Genomic DNA, 16,965 nt, shown 5'->3' on the forward strand with positions numbered 1-16,965 from the left:
GTTTTGGGTCCTTTCTTTTTCGCCTCAGCCCTTGGCCTTGATGCCCGCGCGCTGCCGCGCAATCTCATAGCAAAGCACGCCGCAGGCCACCGAAGCGTTCAGCGAATTGATTCTGCCCTTCATCGGCAGAGAAACGATAAAATCCGATTTTTCTTTCACAAGTCTGGACACGCCGAAGCCTTCGGAGCCGACAACAAGCGCTGCCGGGCCGGAGAAATCGGTTTGGCACCAATCCGTGCCGTCCATATCCGCGGCGTATACCCAAACGCCGCGCGCTTTGATCTCCTCAAGAAATACCGCAATATTCGTCACACGCGCCACGGGGACGTATTCCACCGCGCCCGCAGAAGCCTTGCCGACCGCCGCCGTAAGGCCAACGCTGCGGCGCTTCGGGATAACAACGCCGTGTGCGCCCGCACATTCCGCCGTTCTGAGGATCGCGCCGAGGTTATGCGGGTCCGCAATCTCGTCGCACACAAGGATAAACGGCGGCTCATTTCGGCTTTCCGCCAGCGCAAAAATATCCTCCACCTCGGAGAACGCGTGCACCGCCGCCATGGCGATGACACCCTGGTGGTTTTCTCCGCCGCACATGCCGTCCAGCTTACGGGAATCCACTTCCTTTACCGGGATACCCGCCTGCTTTGCCATGCGGAGAATGGACGATACCGAACCGTTTTTCTCCCCGCGCCGCACAAGGATGCTGTCGATGGGTCTGCCCGCTTTAAGCGCCTCCGTAACGGCATTGCGCCCTGCTATGACATCTCTTTCTCTCTCGTTTTCCATGAACAAACCTATTCCTTTCCGCGGCTTCAGAACACGTCTGCGGCCGAAATTCGCAATACTATCGCAGTATATAGTAGATTATAGCATACTTATATTTGCCATTGCAACCGAAACGCACAATTTAGCGCGGTTTTTGCAGGCGGTTTTTGCGCCTAAAACCGCCGTGTTTTTGGGCAGTTTTTTCGCCGCGCTCTTTTCGTCATTTTGACGGTGCTTTTGCGTGTTCATTTTGCTCAGCATAATTATTCATTCGGGTTGCATATCTTCTCACATCCTGCTGTATATGGACTGGCCTTTACATTTATACAATCTGTAATATGCACGGCAGAAGTATACACACAGCGAGCTTTCCACAGCGTTTTCCGTTTAAGCTGTGGAAAACTCTGTGGAAAGTGTTAAAAACCCGCTTTCGGTGCTCTTTTTACTTTCCACAGCTTTTCACAATGTAAAATATTATGTAAACTATTCCGTCGAAAATGCCGCTTTTTACCGTTTTTTCACAGAATACTCACTATAAACCGTGTGTAAAATTTGCGTGAAAAGTCTTGTGTTTGCCCAAAAAAATGTCCCTATATATGGTGTTTTTGCGAAAAACAGCGTTTTAATCTCAAATTAGAACGATTTAGGCGAAATCCTAGGCGGCGAGATTTTCCGTTTAAGCACATTTTGTGAAAAAAAGCAAGGCGGCAGGCTTTACACGGTTGTTTTTTCACCTAAAATCGTGTAAAATGAAAATAGCGAGCAGAAAGACACCGGAAAGCTGCGCACTTTTTAGACGTGTCCTACAAAAAAGCGGGGCCGCACAAACCGTAAGCCACGGCAATTAAAACAAAAGACATTTTTCGGATAAACATGCACTGTATACAACTATTAAGAAAAGAGGAACCCAAAATGCGTGAAGACATTTGCTCTATACCGATCAGTGAAATTTTCGAGCCGAAGGACGGCTGCCCGTTCTGCCGCATGCGCGACATGCTCGAGGACCGCATGGCCACCTACATTACCGGCGCGGCCATGATGGAGCCCGACGTGCGCGTGGAAACGAACCGTCTCGGCTTCTGCCACCAACATTTTGAGCAGATCTTACAGCGCGGCAGCCGCCTGTCCGTCGCCCTTATTCTCGAAAGTCTCTTAGACGAAGCCGGCAAAGAGATCCTGCCCGAGGACGACAAGCTCGCGCCGAAAAAAATTCTCGCCGCCGCAGATCGCCGTGCGCACAGCTGCTTTGTCTGCGAAAACGTTGAGAAAAACATGCAGCACCTCAGCGCCACGGTTATCAAGCTCTGGCAGAGTGAGCCGGAGTTCCGCACACTGTACAGCGAGCAGACGCACATCTGCCTGCCGCATTACAGCTTCATTTTGGCTGCTGCGCAGAAAATGCCGCGTAAAAACTTTCAGCCGTTTGCGGCAGAAACCAAGCGCCTTGCGAAAAACTATCTCGATACCGTCAAGGCCGACACCACCCATTTCTGCCGCATGTTCGATTACCGCAATGCGGGCGGCGACTGGGGCAATTCCCGCGATGCCATTGAGCGCGCCATCACGTATCTGACGAGCCGAGAGCCCACCGTCACCACCAAAACGGAAGGCAAAAACCGTTGATGCGCTTCACCCCGCCCGATGGCGTTTTAAACCTCGCCCAAACGCTCGACTGCGGGCAGTCGTTCCGCTTTTATCCCGTCACGCTTGAAAACAACATTCCCGCATGGCGCGGTGTGGCATTTTCCCGCGGGCTGACCGTCTATCAAGATGAAAATAACGACCTCGTTTTAGACTGCACCGAGCAGGAATTTCGTGACATTTGGTTTGATTATTTCGATTTTAACACAGATTACAAAAAGTCCCGCGAAGCGCTTTCCGCTCTGCACCCCGCGCTGAAAGAAGCCGCCGAATTCGCGGGCGGCATCCGCATTTTAAAGCAGGAGCCGTTTGAGGCGCTGTGCTCGTTCATCATCTCGCAGAACAACAACATTCCGCGCATCAAGGGCATTATAGAGCGCTTGTGTCTGCATTTCGGCGAGCCGTTTCTTTATCATAACGAGACCCGCTACGCATTCCCGACACCGAAAAAATTGGCCTCCTGCACGCCGGAAGACCTCTCTCCGCTGCGCGCGGGCTTTCGCGCGAAATATCTCATTGATGCCGCAAAGCGCATCGCTTCCGGCGAGATCGATTTAGAAGCCGTGCGCAAAATGCCTCTTCCCGATGCCAAAGCAAAATTGCAGACGATTTCAGGCGTCGGCCCAAAAGTCGCGGACTGCGCTTTGCTCTACGGTCTGCACCGCACGGAGTGCTTCCCGATGGACGTGTGGATGAAGCGCGCCGTATCGCTTTTGCCGAGGCTTTCCCCCGCAGATTTCGGTGAAAACGCCGGCATCGCGCAGCAATATTTATTCCACTATGTGCGCATGCACCCCGAGCTTTTCAAATAAAGAATTCGTCCGGGACCGGCGGCAGGTCATCGGGTATCGCCGCCATACTTCTTTTTATGATCTTCGCCATTTCTTCCGGCGTTTCCGGGCAGCCGTACAAAAGCCATTTGCGCGTCACGGCAAAGTACCCCGCTTTCACAAATTCAAAATGATATTCCATGCAGTGCTCGCTCTCGATGCCGAGCCGCCGAAAAAAAGGCTTGAAGACGTTTTCAAACAGCGTCTGATAGCCTTTTTCCAGTTCTGCCGTGCCGAATTTCTCAAAATACGCCCGGTAAAACGTCCTGTCGCGCTTTGCCTCGCGCAGCGTCGCCGCCACATATGCTTCGGAGAAGATATTCGGGTCGCCGTGCATCTCTTCGTGTATCCGCTCTACGGACTCCGTCCATTTCTCCCATACGATCGCTGTTATCAGCGCGGGTATGTCCGCATAGTGCAGGTAAAACGATGAGCGGTTGATGCCCGTCGCCTCACAAATTTCCCGCACGGAAATTTGATTTGTTTTTTTATTGAGCACCATTTTCGTAAACGCCTTGCGGATGCGCCGGTCGGTCTCCGCAAAGCGCTCGTTTTTCTTTGTGTTCATTTTGCCCTCCATTAACACAACACTCATCGTGTTTTAGCGGTTGTTTTCCAGATCTCAACGTGTTATGCTTGTATTAACAGAACAAGTGTTGATTTTATAGTAGCGCATCGCAAGCATAAAATCAAGGAGGAATTTTTCGTGAAAACCGAAGAACTTTTTGAGCGCGCACCCGTGTGGAAATCCATTTTCAAGATGTGCCTGCCCACCGTTGTCATTATGCTCGTCATGACCGTCTACAACATGGCCGATATGGTGTTCGTCGGGCAAACCGGCATCGCGGCACAGGTCGCCGCCGTTTCGCTCGCGTCGCCGTTCTTTTTATTACAGATGACGCTCAGCACGTGGATCGGCGGAGGCGGCTGCACGGTCATCTCCGCCGCACTCGGCGCAAAAAACGCAGAAAAAGCCAAAGCAGCCGGCGCGGCATGCATACTTTTGAGCCTTGTGGGCGGCGTTTTGCTCGGCGGCGCGGCGCTGCTTTTCCCAAACGCCTTCCTGCACTTCTTCGGCGCCGATGCCGCCACGTGGGACTACACCGCACAATACCTGCAAATTTTAGCCCTTGGCACGCCCGTCATTGTGTTCTCCAATGTCTTTGCAAACCTCGTCCGTGCAGAAGGTGCAGTGCAGACCGCCGTCCTGCTCAACATGCTCGGCACTGTCGCCAATATCATACTTGACCCGCTTTTCATCTCCGGCCTGAACCTCGGCGTACAGGGCGCGGCCATTGCGACCGTCCTTGGCAATATTTTCACCGCCTGCGGCCTGCTTTTCTATCTCCGCCGCCGCGATACCATCTTGACGCTCAACATGCGCAAAGCATTCCACATGCCGCATGTCTTCCGTGAAATTTTTGCGCTCGGCATTCCGGGCTCTGTCAGCAACCTTTTGATGAGTGCCGTCAACACGATCACAAATCGCATTGTCATCGCTTATGGGGCCGATACTGTCGCCGAAATGGGCGCGGGCGGCAAAGCGGGCATGATCGTCGCCATGGTCGTCATGGCCATCGCCCTCGGCGTGCAACCCATGTTCGCATATCTTTACGGCGCGGGCAACACCGCCCGCCTGCGCGAGACCTTCCGCAAAAGCGGCATTTTGGCGGTCTCTCTCGGCATCGTGTTTAGCGTCGTCTGCTTCATTTTCCGCTTTCCTATCTGCGGCCTGTTCTTAAAGGACGAAGCTCTCGTCGCTTCCGCCGCGCACATCACGGCGCTCGGCCTCCTCGGCATGCCGCTTATCGGTGTGTATTACCTTGCGGTCAACTACCTCCAGTCCGTCGGCAAAGCGGCGCAGGCTTCCGCACTTTCCGTTCTGCGGCAGGGCGCCGTTTATGTACCGCTTCTGCTTTCGCTCCATGGTCTGTTCGGTCTTTTCGGCGTGTTTTACGCCGCACCCGCCGCTGATATTTTCTCCACACTTTTAGCCGTCTTCCTCCTTTACCGCGCCATAAAAAAAGATCTCGTCTCCGCAAAGCCGCATTCGCCCGCAAAAGTCGAAAATCCCCTCTAAAAATCAACTGAATTTTCATATTCTGTCCATGACTTTTTCCCTCGCTTCTGTTATACTTTAATATAGAAACCAACGCAGCATAAGGAGACGGTACGATGGGCGCATTTGTAGAATTTGAAAATGTATCGAAAATTTATAAAACCGGCGACGTAGAGGTGCACGCCTTAACCGATGCAAGCTTTGAAATTCAAAAGGGCGAATTCTGCGTCATCGTCGGTGAATCCGGCGCGGGAAAAACGACGCTTTTAAATATCCTCGGCGGCATGGATACGCTGTCTAAAGGCACTGTCCGCATGGACGGACGCGACATCAGCCACTTTAACCGCACCCAGCTTGAAAACTATCGACGCTATGACATCGGCTTTGTCTTCCAGTTTTATAACCTTATCCCGAATTTAACGGCGCTCGAAAACGTGGAAATTGCGGCACAGCTGTGCACCGATGCCATCCCCGCCGAAGACGTGCTCCGCGCCGTCGGTCTCCATGACCGCATGCAGAACTTTCCCGCACAGCTCTCGGGCGGTGAACAGCAGCGTGTTTCCATTGCCCGCGCACTCGCCAAAAAGCCGAAGCTCCTTCTGTGCGACGAGCCCACCGGCGCACTCGATTACGAGACCGGCAAATCTATTTTAAAGCTTTTGCAGGATACCTGCCGCCGCGACGGCATGACCGTCGTCATCATCACGCACAATGCGGCGCTTGCCGCCATGGCAGACCGCATCATCCGCGTAAAAAGCGGCCACATTTACTCCGTTCGCATGAACGAGCACATCACGCCCGTGGAACAGCTTGAATGGTAACGCGAAGGGAGCCGGAAAACGCATGACAAAAGCACTCAGAAAAAACACGCGGCGCAGCATTTCGGGCAGCCTTGGGCGATATATCGCTATCCTGCTCATCATTATGCTGGGCGTGGCGTTTCTCACGGGTCTGCGAGATACCCGTCCCATCATGTCCGCCACCGAGACCGCCTATATAAAAAACACGAAGCTCTACGATCTTCGCCTCATCTCCACCATCGGCTTTGATGCGGACGACGTTGCCGCCGTGCAGAAAGCCGACGGTGTGGTTGCCGCCGCAGGCAGTGTGAATGCCGATTTCATCTGGCAGCACGACAGCAAAGAGCGCGTTTACCGTGCACATATGCTGACAGATAACATCAACGAGCCTGTGCTCACTGCCGGACGTATGCCTGAAAACGGCAGTGAGTGCCTTATAGATTCCAGTCGCTTTTCGGAAGACATGATTGGACAAACGATCGAAATTTCCGACTCCAACGACGAAGATACGAAGAAAAGCTTCAAATACAGCACCTACACCGTGGTCGGCCTTGCAGATTCTCCGCTGTACATCCACACGCTGCGCGGCACCACGTCGCTTGGCGACGGCACGCTGCAGGGCTTCGTTCTCATCCCGGAGGACGGCTTCGATTTCGAGTATTACACAGAATTATACGTTACCTGCACCGATGAATTCCCGCTATATAGCGACGATTACGACGATTACATCGATACGTTCTCCGATACTGTCGAAGCCGCCGCCACCGCTTCCGTCAACGCGCGTTTTGATCGCCTCACGTCCGACGGCAAAGCCGAAATTTCAGACGCCGAGAACGAACTGAACGACAAAAAAGCCGAAGCCGAAACGGAGCTTGCCGATGCCAAAGCACAGCTTGACGATGCAAAAGAGACCATCACCTCCGGCGAAACGGAGCTTGCCGACGCGAAAAAGCAATTGGACGATGCCAAAGCACAGTTGGATGCAGGCGCAGAGCAGATTCAGCCCGGCTTCACTTCGTGGGAAAGCGCCCTGCAAAGCGGCTTTGACGCATATTACAGCGGCAAGCAGCAATTAGAGGATGCCCTTGCGGAGAGCCAGGCGCAGATCGACGCCGGTTACGCGCAGCTGCAGGAAAACGAAAAGCTCTACACTGAAAAATATGCCGAATTCACATCCGGCAAAGAGCAGTATGAAGTGGGTCTTGCCGCCGCAAAGGACGCCCGCACACAAATCGACGCCGCACGCGCCGACTTAAACGAGAAAAAAGCGCAGCTCACGGCGGGCTTTGCCGCACTCGACGAAGCGCAGGCGCAGCTTGATGCCGTAAAAGATATGCTCGACCCGGCAGAAGCCGAAGCGCAGCAAACGGCGCTCGATATGCAGCGCGCCGCTTTGAATCAAAATCAGACGCAGCTCGACGATGCCGAAGCCGTATTAAACGAACAGGATGCCGCCCTCACCGCGCAGGAAGCGCAGCTCACAGAGACCGGCAAGCAACTCGATGAAGCCGAAACCGCTCTCTCGCAAATGCGCACGTTGCTCGATGTCGGGCAAAACGATTACACCGACGGCATAGCACAACTTGAATATCAGAGAAAAACGCAAACCGCAAAGCTTGACGAAGCGTATAACTCGCTCATCACGTTTCAAAACGGCATCAAAGAGTACAACGAGGGCCTCTCTTCGTACAACGACGGCGTAAAAGAGCTCGCCGACGGCAAAGCCGAATACGAAGACGGCCTTAAAGACTACGAGGACGGCAAAAAGGAATTTGACGAGCAAATCTCCGATGCCGAACAGAAAATCGCCGACGCCAAACAAGAGCTCGCCGATTTAAAGAAGCCGGAGCTCTACGTTTTAACGCGCGACACAAACGCCGGCTACGTCTCGTTTGAAAGCGACTCCACCATCGTCGAAAAGCTCTCGGGGCTCTTCCCCATTTTCTTCTTCCTCATCGCGGCGCTCGTCTGCTCCACCACCATGACCCGTATGATCGACGATGAACGCACACAAATCGGTACGCTCCGCGCGCTCGGATACAGCCGCGGCTCCATCCTCGCAAAATATCTGCTCTATTCCGGCAGCGCCGCCGCACTCGGCTGTGTCATCGGCTATTTTGCGGGCGGCTATGTTTTCCCGTTCGTCATCTGGACGGCCTACGGCATGCTGTATAGCATTCCGGGTTTCGTCATACTGTATGACCCCGTGCTGTTTGTCATCGCGCTTGCGGCGTCGCTTTTATGCTCGGCGGGCACCACATATTTAGCCCTGCGCATCGAGATGCAGAACATGCCCGCAAACCTCATCCGCCCCAAAACCCCGGCCGCCGGCAAACGCATTTTCCTCGAGCGCATCACGCCGCTGTGGAAGCGCCTGAAATTCCTGCACAAGGTCTCCCTGCGCAACATTTTCCGCTTTAAAAAGCGCATGATTATGATGATTCTCGGCATTGCCGGCTGCACCGCGCTGGTGCTCACCGGCTTCGGTATCCATGATTCCGTCGCGAACATTGCAAACTTCCAGTTTGATGATATTCAAAAGTACGATGTCAGCGCCCAGTTCTCCGATACGCTGACCGAAGATAAAATCAACGAAGTCGAAAGCGACCACAAATCGGAGCTTGATGCCGCCACCGCCGTGCAGATGACCTCCGGTGACGTCACAGGCGACAGCATCACAAAATCCGCTTACATCGTCGCGTCCGACGATCCCGCCATCACCGACATTTTCGATCTGCATATCGACGGTGAGACCGTACCCTACCCCGGCAAAGGCGAAGTACTGCTCACTGAAAAACTCGCTGAGCTCACCGATATCAAAACCGGCGATACCGTCACCGTCTCCGTTTCGGATACGGAAAAAGCCGAGCTCAAGGTCGCGGGTTTAGTTGAAAACTACGTGCAAAATTACCTCTACATGACGGGCGAAACGTACGCCATGGTCGCCGATAAGGGCTACGAGCCGAAAACGCTCCTGCTGCGCGTAAACGACAGCGCAGACGAATATGCGCTTTCCGCCGCACTCTCCAAAACGGACGGCGTATCCTCCGTTTCCGTCGTCACCGATACGCGCAATATGATCGACCAAATGATGCAGAGCCTAAACTATGTCGTCGCGCTCGTGCTCATTTCCGCCGGCGCACTCGCGTTCATCGTCCTGTTTAACCTCGGCAACATCAATCTGACCGAACGCGTCAGGGAAATTGCCACCATCAAGGTGCTCGGCTTCCATTCCGGGGAAACCGGCGCGTATGTGTTCCGTGAAAATATCATTTTGTCCATGATGGGCATCGTCGTCGGCCTGCCGCTCGGCGTTCTGCTGCACACATTTGTGCTCATGCAGATCCGCGTCGATATGGTCTCTTTCAAAGCTGTCATCGCACCCGTCAGCTTCCTTTTGACCGTTGTCATGGTCGTGCTGTTCACCGTCATCACCGACCTCGTCATGCGCAAAAAAATCGCCAAAATCGACATGGCGGAATCCTTAAAATCGATCGAATAAAGAAAAGCTACACCGCACTACTGCGCGAAAAAACGAAGTAAACATTTTTCGTAAAATTCTTGCCGCAGCTCCCTCGGTTTTCTCCGTTTTGAACTATTATGAAGCGAGCGAAAATCCTCTATAATAGAAACCGTTAAATGGTTTATATTGGAAACGCACATTCCTCCCGAATGATAACGAACAACACATTGGCAGGCTCTTTATCAAAGTGCCGCTTTCAGTTTATCGTTCAGGAGGAATTTTTATGCCCAAAAACAAAGTACAGGACGCCGTTTTCACCGCTATCATGGCTATTATCATGGTCTACGGCATGATTGTCTACAATGTCGCGCTGAACACCGGCGGTGTCACAAGCGAAACCTTTCTGCTTGCCCTGCATGAACTGCCCATTATGGCGCCGATCGCGTTTATTCTGGAATTTTTCGTCGTCGGCAAGCTTGCAAAGCGCCTCGCGTTTTCGTTCATGAAACCTACAGACCGCCCGCAGTTCATCACCTATGCCGTTTCCATCTGCATTTGCTGCATCATGTGCCCCATCATGAGCCTTATCGCGACCATGCTTTTTAAAAACACCCACACCTTCGGCACGTTTATTCAGACATGGGGCATGAACTTCCCGTGCGCCGTGCTGTGGCAAATGCTTTACTGTGGCCCGCTCGTCCGCCTGATTTTTCGCTTGATTTTCAGGGAAAAGAAAAGTAAATAAGCATAGAAAAAATTCTCCCTCGGCTCCGCAGCCAAAGGAGAATTTTCTTTATCCCGGCAAAATTTCCGCCAAAATCGCGTTGGAGACCAAAAAGCCTTCCGCGGTCAGCGAAATTCGCTCGTAATCTGCATGTATCAGATTTTTCGGCAAGTGCTTACAACCTTCCAGAACCCCGTCAAACAGCGCACCGCCGTTTTCAAATCGTGTCTCGCAAATCTTTCTTTGCAGCCCCTCGGTCAGCCGAAGCGACAGCATCGCAAACTCCGAAAAACCGCCGCCCGCGCCGTCGTCTGTGGGCACATTGCCGTTTAAAAAGCCCTCTAAATCGCGTGGGAAATAAAATCGCCTGCCCTCCATAAAGGAGTGCGCCGCGGGACCGAGTCCCAAATATTCCCCGCACCGCCAATACTGCAAATTGTGTCGGCTCTCTTTGCCCGGCCGCGCAAAATTGCTGATCTCATACTGGGCGTACCCGTGCTTTTTAAGCTCGTTTACGGCAAACAAATACTGGTCTGCCGTGCCGTCTTCATCGGGCAGATTAAGCTCTTGCTTTGCAAACGGCGTACCGGGCTCTATCTTTAAAATATACGCGGAAACATGGTCGGCCTCGAGTGCCGCGCAAAAATCGATCGAGCTTTTCAGTGTCTCCAAGTTCGAGTTCGGCAGGCCGAGCATCAAATCGACCGAAACATTGTCGATGCTCGCTTCTCTCGCCGCTTCCACCGCTTCCCGCACGGTTTCCGCCGTGTGCCTGCGGCCGAGAATTTTCAATTCCGCCTCGTTTGCGGACTGCATACCCATTGAAATACGGTTGAACCCGCCGCGTTTCAGCGTTTCAAAAAATGAAACGTCTACATCCGCCGGGTTGCACTCCGTCGTGATTTCCGCGTTTTCGGCAACATTAAACTGCTCTTTCACTTTTTCGAGCACGCGGCACAGTCTTTTCGCACCGAACACACTCGGCGTGCCGCCGCCAAAATATACCGTATGCAGCAGCCGTTCGCCGTATTTTTCACCGTACACTGCAAGCCGCGCACACAGCGCCGCTAAATAGCGGTCAAATACGTCGTCTTCTTCCGGCCGCGCGGAGTAGAAATCGCAATACGGGCACTTGCTTTTGCAAAACGGAATGTGGATATACAGCGAAAACGGTTTATTCATCGAGCTTCAGAACCGCCATAAACGCCTCCTGCGGTACTTCTACCGTGCCCAGCTGGCGCATGCGCTTCTTGCCTTCCTTCTGTTTTTCCAGCAGCTTCTTTTTACGGGTGATGTCACCGCCGTAGCACTTCGCCAAAACGTCCTTGCGCATCGCTTTAACGGTCTCACGCGCGATGATCTTGCCGCCGATGCACGCCTGCACCGGCACCTCAAACAACTGGCGCGGAATTTTCTCCTTCAGCTTTTCCACCATCTTGCGGGCGCGCGGGTACGCCTTTTCCGCGTGGATGATAAATGAAAGCGCGTCCACCACTTCGCCGTTCAGCATAATATCCAGCTTCACAAGCTCGCTCTTGCGGTAGCCGATGAGCTCATAGTCAAACGACGCATAGCCGCGCGTGCGGGATTTCAGCGCGTCGAAGAAATCGTAGATAATTTCATTGAGCGGCAGCTCGTAGTGAATATCCACACGGTCGGTGTCAATGTATTTCATATCCTTGAAAATGCCGCGTCTGTCCTGACAAAGCTCCATGATGTTACCCACAAATTCTGTCGGGGAGTAAATGTGCGCGTTCGCAATCGGCTCCTCCGCCAGTGCAATGTGCGAGGGATCAGGGTAATTCGTCGGGTTATCGATGGAAAGCTTTGTGCCGTCCGTCTTTGTAATGTGGTACACAACGCTCGGCGCGGTTGTGATGAGGTCAAGGTTATATTCTCTCTCCAGACGCTCCTGAATGATCTCCATGTGCAGCAGTCCCAAAAAGCCGCAGCGGAAGCCGAAGCCGAGCGCCACGGAGGTCTCCGGCTCAAACGTCAGCGCCGCGTCGTTCAGCTGCAATTTTTCGAGCGCATCTCTAAGGTCTGCATAGTGTGCACCGTCTGCCGGGTACACGCCACAGAAAACCATCGGCTGCACCGCACGGTAGCCGGGCAGCGGCTCTGCCGCCGGTCTGTCCGCCAGCGTAATGGTGTCGCCCACGCGCGCCTCGCGCACGTTTTTGATCGATGCCGTAATGTAGCCGACTTCGCCCGCGGAAAGGCTCTTTGCGGGCTCCAAAGACGTCGCGCGCAGAATGCCGCACTCCACCACGGTGAACTCACTGCCCACCGCCATCATGCGGATGGTGTCGCCGGGGTGCACCGTTCCCTCTTTAATACGCACATACGCGATAACGCCGCGGTATGCGTCATAGTAGGAGTCGAAAATCAGTGCGCGCAGCGGCATGTCCGGGTCGCCCTGCGGTGCGGGAATATCCGTCACGATTTTCTCCATAACGGCTTTGATGTTGAGGCCCGTTTTCGCGCTGATGCGCGGCGCGTCCTCTGCCGGAATACCGATGACGTCCTCAATCTCCGCCGCAACCTTGTCCGGGTCCGCGGAAATCAGATCGATCTTGTTCAATACCGGTACGACCTCAAGGCCTGCGTCCACCGCAAGGTACGTGTTTGCAAGCGTCTGCGCCTCAATACCCTGAGAAGCGTCCACCACCAGCACCGCGCCCTCACAGGCCGCAAGTGAGCGAGAAACCTCGTAGTTAAAGTCCACGTGACCCGGGGTATCGATAAGGTTGAACGTATATGCCTCGCCGTCGTTCGCACGGTAGACAAGCGTCACAGCATGCGCCTTGATGGTGATGCCGCGCTCGCGCTCCAGATCCATGTTGTCGAGGATCTGGTCTTCCATGTCGCGCTTCGCGACCGCCTCGGTCTGCTCCAAAATGCGGTCGGCAAGCGTGCTTTTGCCGTGGTCAATATGTGCAATGATGCTGAAATTGCGAATTTTACTCTGTTCCAAGCGTGATCCTCCTCTTTAGAAGTATACATAGTTAAGTATAGCATTTTCGCGGCGTTTACGCAATGACTGCTTTTGAAAAAGTCCGCATTTTAAGGTGCTTCACACCTTGCGCTTTTCTGCCTAAACGTGGTATCATAGAAAAGACAAAACCACGCGTATACGTGGTTCCATAAGGAGAACCGATATGCCGAGATTTTTTACATCTGCCGTGCAGTTTGACGAAGCCGCGTCCGTAGGCTCTGCCGTCATAGACGGTGAAGACGGCCGCCACATCGCCCGCTCCCTGCGCATGCACACGGGCGACGCCCTCACGCTTTCGGACGGTGCCGGCACCGACTACACAGGCGAAATTGAAAGCATCACGGGCGATACCGTCATGGTGCGCCTTACCGATAAGTTTAAAAACAGAAGCGAGCCCACCCTGCGCGTCACGCTGTACCCCGGTATGCCGAAGGCCGATAAACTGGAACTCATCACGCAAAAAGCCGTGGAGCTCGGTGTCACGAAGATTGTGCCCGTTTTGACCTCCCGCAGCGTTTCCCGGCCGGATGCAAAATCCGTTTCAAAAAAGCAAGAGCGTTTGCAGCGCATCGCGCTTGAAGCTGCAAAGCAGAGCGGCCGCGGCATCATCCCGGAAATCGGTAAAATGACCGATTTAGAGTCCGCGCTCAGAACCGCACCCGGCAAAAAAATTTTATTCTACGAAGGCGGAGGCGAAGCGCTCGGCACGCTCGTCTCCCCCGATGAGGCCGAAGTTTCCGTCTTCATCGGCCCGGAGGGCGGCTTTGACGCTGCCGAAGTGCAGCTCGCTAAACAATACGGCGCTACACCCGCCACGCTCGGCCCACGCATTTTAAGAACAGAAACTGCACCGCTTGCGGCGCTTTCCGTTTTAATGTACATCACGGGGAATATGCAATGAAAACAGTTTTAGTCACCGGCGCGTCGGGTGAGATCGGCGCTGCCATCGCAAAAGAATTCGCCGCCGCAGGTTACGCCCTCGCGCTCCACGGCGCAAAGCACATTGAAAATGTAAATCAACTTGCCGAAACTTTCAAATCAAACGGCATCGAAGCCTATCCCGTCTGCGGCGACCTTTCCGACCCCGCCGCATGCGAGCGCGTGTGGGCGGACACCGAAAAAAAACTCGGGCATATTGACGTTCTCGTCAACGCCGCCGGCATCTCGCTCGTCGATTTTTTCGACGCCATGACGCCCGCACAGTGGAAAACTTTGTGTGACACGAATCTGTCCTCCGCCGTTTACCTCTCTCAATGCGCGTCCCGCTCCATGATCCGCCAAAAATCCGGCGCTATCGTCAATGTCTCGTCCATTTGGGGCGTGAGCGGCGCGGCAATGGAAGTCGCATATTCCGCCGCCAAGGCCGGTATGCTCGGGCTCACCCGCGCACTGGCCTTGGAGCTCGCCCCGTCGAACATCACCGTCAATGCTGTCGCACCCGGCTATATTGATACCAAAATGAACGCCCATTTGTCCGAAGACGAGAAAAAAGCGCTGTGCGAGGAGATTCCCCTCGGGCGCGCAGGCACCCCGGCAGAGGTTGCCGCAGGCGTCAGATTTTTAGCCGAAAGCCCGTACATCACCGGTGAAACGCTCGTCATTTCGGGCGGCTGGCGTTAAGGAGAAGATTTACCATGTCCAAACAAATCGATGCTTATTCCTTCGCACTCGGCGTGTGCGAGGCATTCTGCGAGGTTGTCCGTGCCGGCGTAAAGCGCATCGCGCTCAGCCATCCGTTCACAGAAGACGAACTTCAAAACGCACTCGGCGCAGATTTTCTCCCCGCGTGTGAAGCAGTTGCCCGAAAGTACGGCTGCAAAGCGTATTATTTAAAAGAACCGCTCATCACCGACCTTTTTCCGGTCTCGTTGAACCGCGGCAAGCAAAATGTCGTTTTCTACCGCGAAGACCGTGACCTCGAAGAATTCTTAAGCATCCAACACGATAAGCAAACCCTCATCGCCGAAAACAATTATACGGACGAAAACCGCCGCCAAATCGCCGTGCGTTACGGGCATCTGCTCTCGTACAGCGACGAAGCCATCGCCCGCTATTTAGCGCAAAATACAGAACTCGAGTAATCAAAGGAGCACCCCTATGTCCATGACCATTAACAAAGAGCTGCCGAACCCGGCGGCCCTCAAAGCCGAATTTCCCGTCCCGGAGCACATCAAAGAAATCAAAGCCGCGCGCGATAAAGAGATTGCCGCCGTGTTCCGCGGAGAGTCCGATAAATTTCTCGTCATCGTCGGCCCCTGTTCGGCGGATAACGAAGAAAGCGTCTGCGAATACACCCGTCGCCTTGCCCGTGTGAACGAGCAGGTGAAAGACCGCCTCATCCTCATTCCACGCATCTACACCAATAAGCCCCGCACCACGGGCGAGGGCTACAAGGGCATGCTGCACCAGCCGGACCCCGATAAAGCCCCTGACCTGCTCGGCGGCATCATCGCCATCCGCAAAATGCACATGCGCGCCATTGAGGAGACCGGCCTCACATGCGCAGACGAAATGCTGTACCCCGAAAACCGCAGCTATTTGGATGACCTTCTGTCCTACGAAGCCATCGGTGCGCGCTCGGTCGAAAACCAGCAGCACCGTCTGACTGCAAGCTCCATGGATATCCCCGCCGGCATGAAAAACCCCACCTCCGGCGATCTTGCCGTCATGATGAACTCCATCAAAGCCGCCCAAAGCGCGCACAACTTCATCTATCGCGGGTGCGACGTCACCACTACCGGCAACCCGCTCGCCCACGCTATTTTGCGCGGCGGCGTTGATAAATACGGCACAACTATCCCGAACTACCACTACGAGGATTTAAAACGTCTCGCTTCCCTCTACGAAGAAAGCGGGCTCGAAAATCCCGCCTGCGTCGTGGATGTCAACCACTCGAATTCCGGCAAAAAGTTCAAAGAGCAGATCCGCATCGTCAGCGAGGTGCTGCACAGCCGTTCCTACGACCCCGCCATACACAAGCTCGTCAAGGGCGTCATGATTGAAAGCTACCTCTTCGAGGGCGCGCAGAAGATTTGCCCGGAGATGATCCACGGCAAATCCATCACAGACCCCTGCCTCGGCTGGGAAGACACCGAAAAGCTGCTTTACAGCATCGCGGAAAAAGCGTAAAGGGAGTTGTAAGATGAAACTGTACGTCACACGCCACGGCGAAACACCCATGAACGCTGCGCACCGCGTCTGCGGCCTCACGAATATCGACCTCACCGAAAAAGGCATCGCGCAGGCAAAAGAAGCCGGGCGCAGCCTCCAAGATAAAGGCATCAAGCGCATCATCGCCTCCCCGCTCCTGCGCGCCCAACACACCGCAAGGCTCATCGCAGACGAGATCGGCATAGATACCATCGAGACCGAACAGCGGCTCATCGAGCAAAACTACGGCATCTACGAAAATACCGACTGGGACGGCGAAGCGTTCAACGCAAATAAGCGCGAGTTCGCCGTACGCTACCCCAGCGGCGAATCCATGCTGGACTTAGCCGGTCGGCTCTACCCGCTTTTAAACAAGCTGAAAGCCGAAAACGGCCCCACCACACTCCTCGTCTGCCACGGCGGCATCTGCCGCATGATCCGCACCTACTTCTTAGATGTCAAAAACACCGACTACGCCGCCTTCAAGCTCCCAAACTGCGGCATCATGGAGTTTGATCTGTAAAAAAAGCATCTC

At 54.2% G+C, this 16,965-nt stretch carries 15 protein-coding genes; 11 read left to right on the forward strand and 4 right to left on the reverse strand.

Annotated elements, in window-relative coordinates; translation table 11 throughout:
• Nucleotides 1–24: 24 nt before the first annotated feature.
• Entirely contained in the window at nt 25–786 is a 762-nt protein-coding gene (rlmB, locus tag ACI0CA_RS15200) for a 23S rRNA (guanosine(2251)-2'-O)-methyltransferase RlmB (protein ID WP_176819565.1), read from the reverse strand.
• 891 nt (nt 787–1,677) lie between these two features.
• On the opposite strand from rlmB, the gene ACI0CA_RS15205 reads away from it, so the two are divergent.
• Both ACI0CA_RS15205 and ACI0CA_RS15210 read left to right on the forward strand, forming a co-directional pair.
• Nucleotides 1,678–2,388: a DUF6062 family protein gene (locus tag ACI0CA_RS15205; protein WP_308449425.1), complete on the forward strand. Its 711-nt coding sequence runs from the start codon at nt 1,678–1,680 to the stop codon at nt 2,386–2,388.
• The gene (locus ACI0CA_RS15210; protein WP_446806979.1) at nt 2,388–3,218 is read left to right on the forward strand and encodes a DNA-3-methyladenine glycosylase family protein; all 831 of its coding nucleotides are present in this window, start codon (nt 2,388–2,390) and stop codon (nt 3,216–3,218) included. Before ACI0CA_RS15205 ends, ACI0CA_RS15210 begins: the two co-directional genes overlap by 1 nt.
• Here the strand turns inward: ACI0CA_RS15210 and ACI0CA_RS15215 are convergent.
• Nucleotides 3,211–3,831 (reverse strand): TetR/AcrR family transcriptional regulator, encoded by a 621-nt coding sequence (locus tag ACI0CA_RS15215; RefSeq protein ID WP_446807017.1) that lies wholly within the window; start codon nt 3,829–3,831, stop codon nt 3,211–3,213. The genes ACI0CA_RS15210 and ACI0CA_RS15215 overlap by 8 nt on opposite strands.
• Nucleotides 3,832–3,942: 111 nt before the next feature.
• Between ACI0CA_RS15215 and ACI0CA_RS15220 the strand changes: the two genes are divergently transcribed.
• The 4 genes from ACI0CA_RS15220 to ACI0CA_RS15235 all read left to right on the forward strand — a co-directional run bounded on the left by ACI0CA_RS15220 (nt 3,943) and on the right by ACI0CA_RS15235 (nt 10,303).
• Nucleotides 3,943–5,316 carry an MATE family efflux transporter gene (locus ACI0CA_RS15220; protein ID WP_446806660.1) on the forward strand — a complete coding sequence of 458 codons (1,374 nt, stop codon included), beginning with the start codon at nt 3,943–3,945 and terminating at the stop codon, nt 5,314–5,316.
• Between the two features lie 95 nt (nt 5,317–5,411).
• Nucleotides 5,412–6,116 carry an ABC transporter ATP-binding protein gene (locus ACI0CA_RS15225; RefSeq protein WP_308449428.1) on the forward strand — a complete coding sequence of 235 codons (705 nt, stop codon included), beginning with the start codon at nt 5,412–5,414 and terminating at the stop codon, nt 6,114–6,116.
• Between the two features lie 22 nt (nt 6,117–6,138).
• Complete coding sequence (locus ACI0CA_RS15230; RefSeq protein WP_446806659.1) at nt 6,139–9,597, forward strand: FtsX-like permease family protein; 3,459 nt, start codon at nt 6,139–6,141, stop codon at nt 9,595–9,597.
• Nucleotides 9,598–9,841: 244 nt separating this feature from the next.
• Nucleotides 9,842–10,303, forward strand: coding sequence for a DUF2798 domain-containing protein (locus tag ACI0CA_RS15235; protein ID WP_417407385.1), 462 nt, complete (start codon nt 9,842–9,844; stop codon nt 10,301–10,303).
• A gap of 48 nt (nt 10,304–10,351) precedes the next feature.
• On the opposite strand, the gene hemW is transcribed toward ACI0CA_RS15235, so the two are convergent.
• Together hemW and lepA are read right to left on the reverse strand one after the other, a co-directional pair.
• Nucleotides 10,352–11,464 carry a radical SAM family heme chaperone HemW gene (gene hemW, locus ACI0CA_RS15240; RefSeq protein WP_308449430.1) on the reverse strand — a complete coding sequence of 371 codons (1,113 nt, stop codon included), beginning with the start codon at nt 11,462–11,464 and terminating at the stop codon, nt 10,352–10,354.
• Complete coding sequence (lepA, locus tag ACI0CA_RS15245; RefSeq protein WP_176819572.1) at nt 11,457–13,259, reverse strand: translation elongation factor 4; 1,803 nt, start codon at nt 13,257–13,259, stop codon at nt 11,457–11,459. The genes hemW and lepA overlap by 8 nt, the downstream gene beginning before the upstream one ends.
• 184 nt (nt 13,260–13,443) lie before the next feature.
• Between lepA and ACI0CA_RS15250 the strand changes: the two genes are divergently transcribed.
• The 5 genes from ACI0CA_RS15250 to ACI0CA_RS15270 are packed head-to-tail and all read left to right on the forward strand — an operon-like array spanning nt 13,444 to nt 16,953.
• Nucleotides 13,444–14,181, forward strand: coding sequence for a 16S rRNA (uracil(1498)-N(3))-methyltransferase (locus ACI0CA_RS15250; protein WP_412384936.1), 738 nt, complete (start codon nt 13,444–13,446; stop codon nt 14,179–14,181).
• Nucleotides 14,178–14,900 carry an elongation factor P 5-aminopentanone reductase gene (ymfI, locus tag ACI0CA_RS15255; RefSeq protein WP_446806658.1) on the forward strand — a complete coding sequence of 241 codons (723 nt, stop codon included), beginning with the start codon at nt 14,178–14,180 and terminating at the stop codon, nt 14,898–14,900. The genes ACI0CA_RS15250 and ymfI overlap by 4 nt, the downstream gene beginning before the upstream one ends.
• Nucleotides 14,901–14,914: 14 nt before the next feature.
• Nucleotides 14,915–15,361, forward strand: a complete 447-nt coding sequence (locus tag ACI0CA_RS15260) for a hypothetical protein (protein WP_417404128.1) — start codon at nt 14,915–14,917, stop codon at nt 15,359–15,361.
• Nucleotides 15,345–16,409 (forward strand): 3-deoxy-7-phosphoheptulonate synthase, encoded by a 1,065-nt coding sequence (locus ACI0CA_RS15265; RefSeq protein WP_308449514.1) that lies wholly within the window; start codon nt 15,345–15,347, stop codon nt 16,407–16,409. The genes ACI0CA_RS15260 and ACI0CA_RS15265 overlap by 17 nt, the downstream gene beginning before the upstream one ends.
• Nucleotides 16,410–16,422: 13 nt before the next feature.
• Entirely contained in the window at nt 16,423–16,953 is a 531-nt protein-coding gene (locus ACI0CA_RS15270; RefSeq protein ID WP_418552637.1) for a histidine phosphatase family protein, read from the forward strand.
• The last annotated feature ends 12 nt before the right edge of the window (nt 16,954–16,965 follow it).

Origin of the sequence: Hominenteromicrobium mulieris, from assembly GCF_046197855.1 — a bacterium.
GTDB lineage: Bacteria > Bacillota > Clostridia > Oscillospirales > Acutalibacteraceae > Hominenteromicrobium > Hominenteromicrobium mulieris.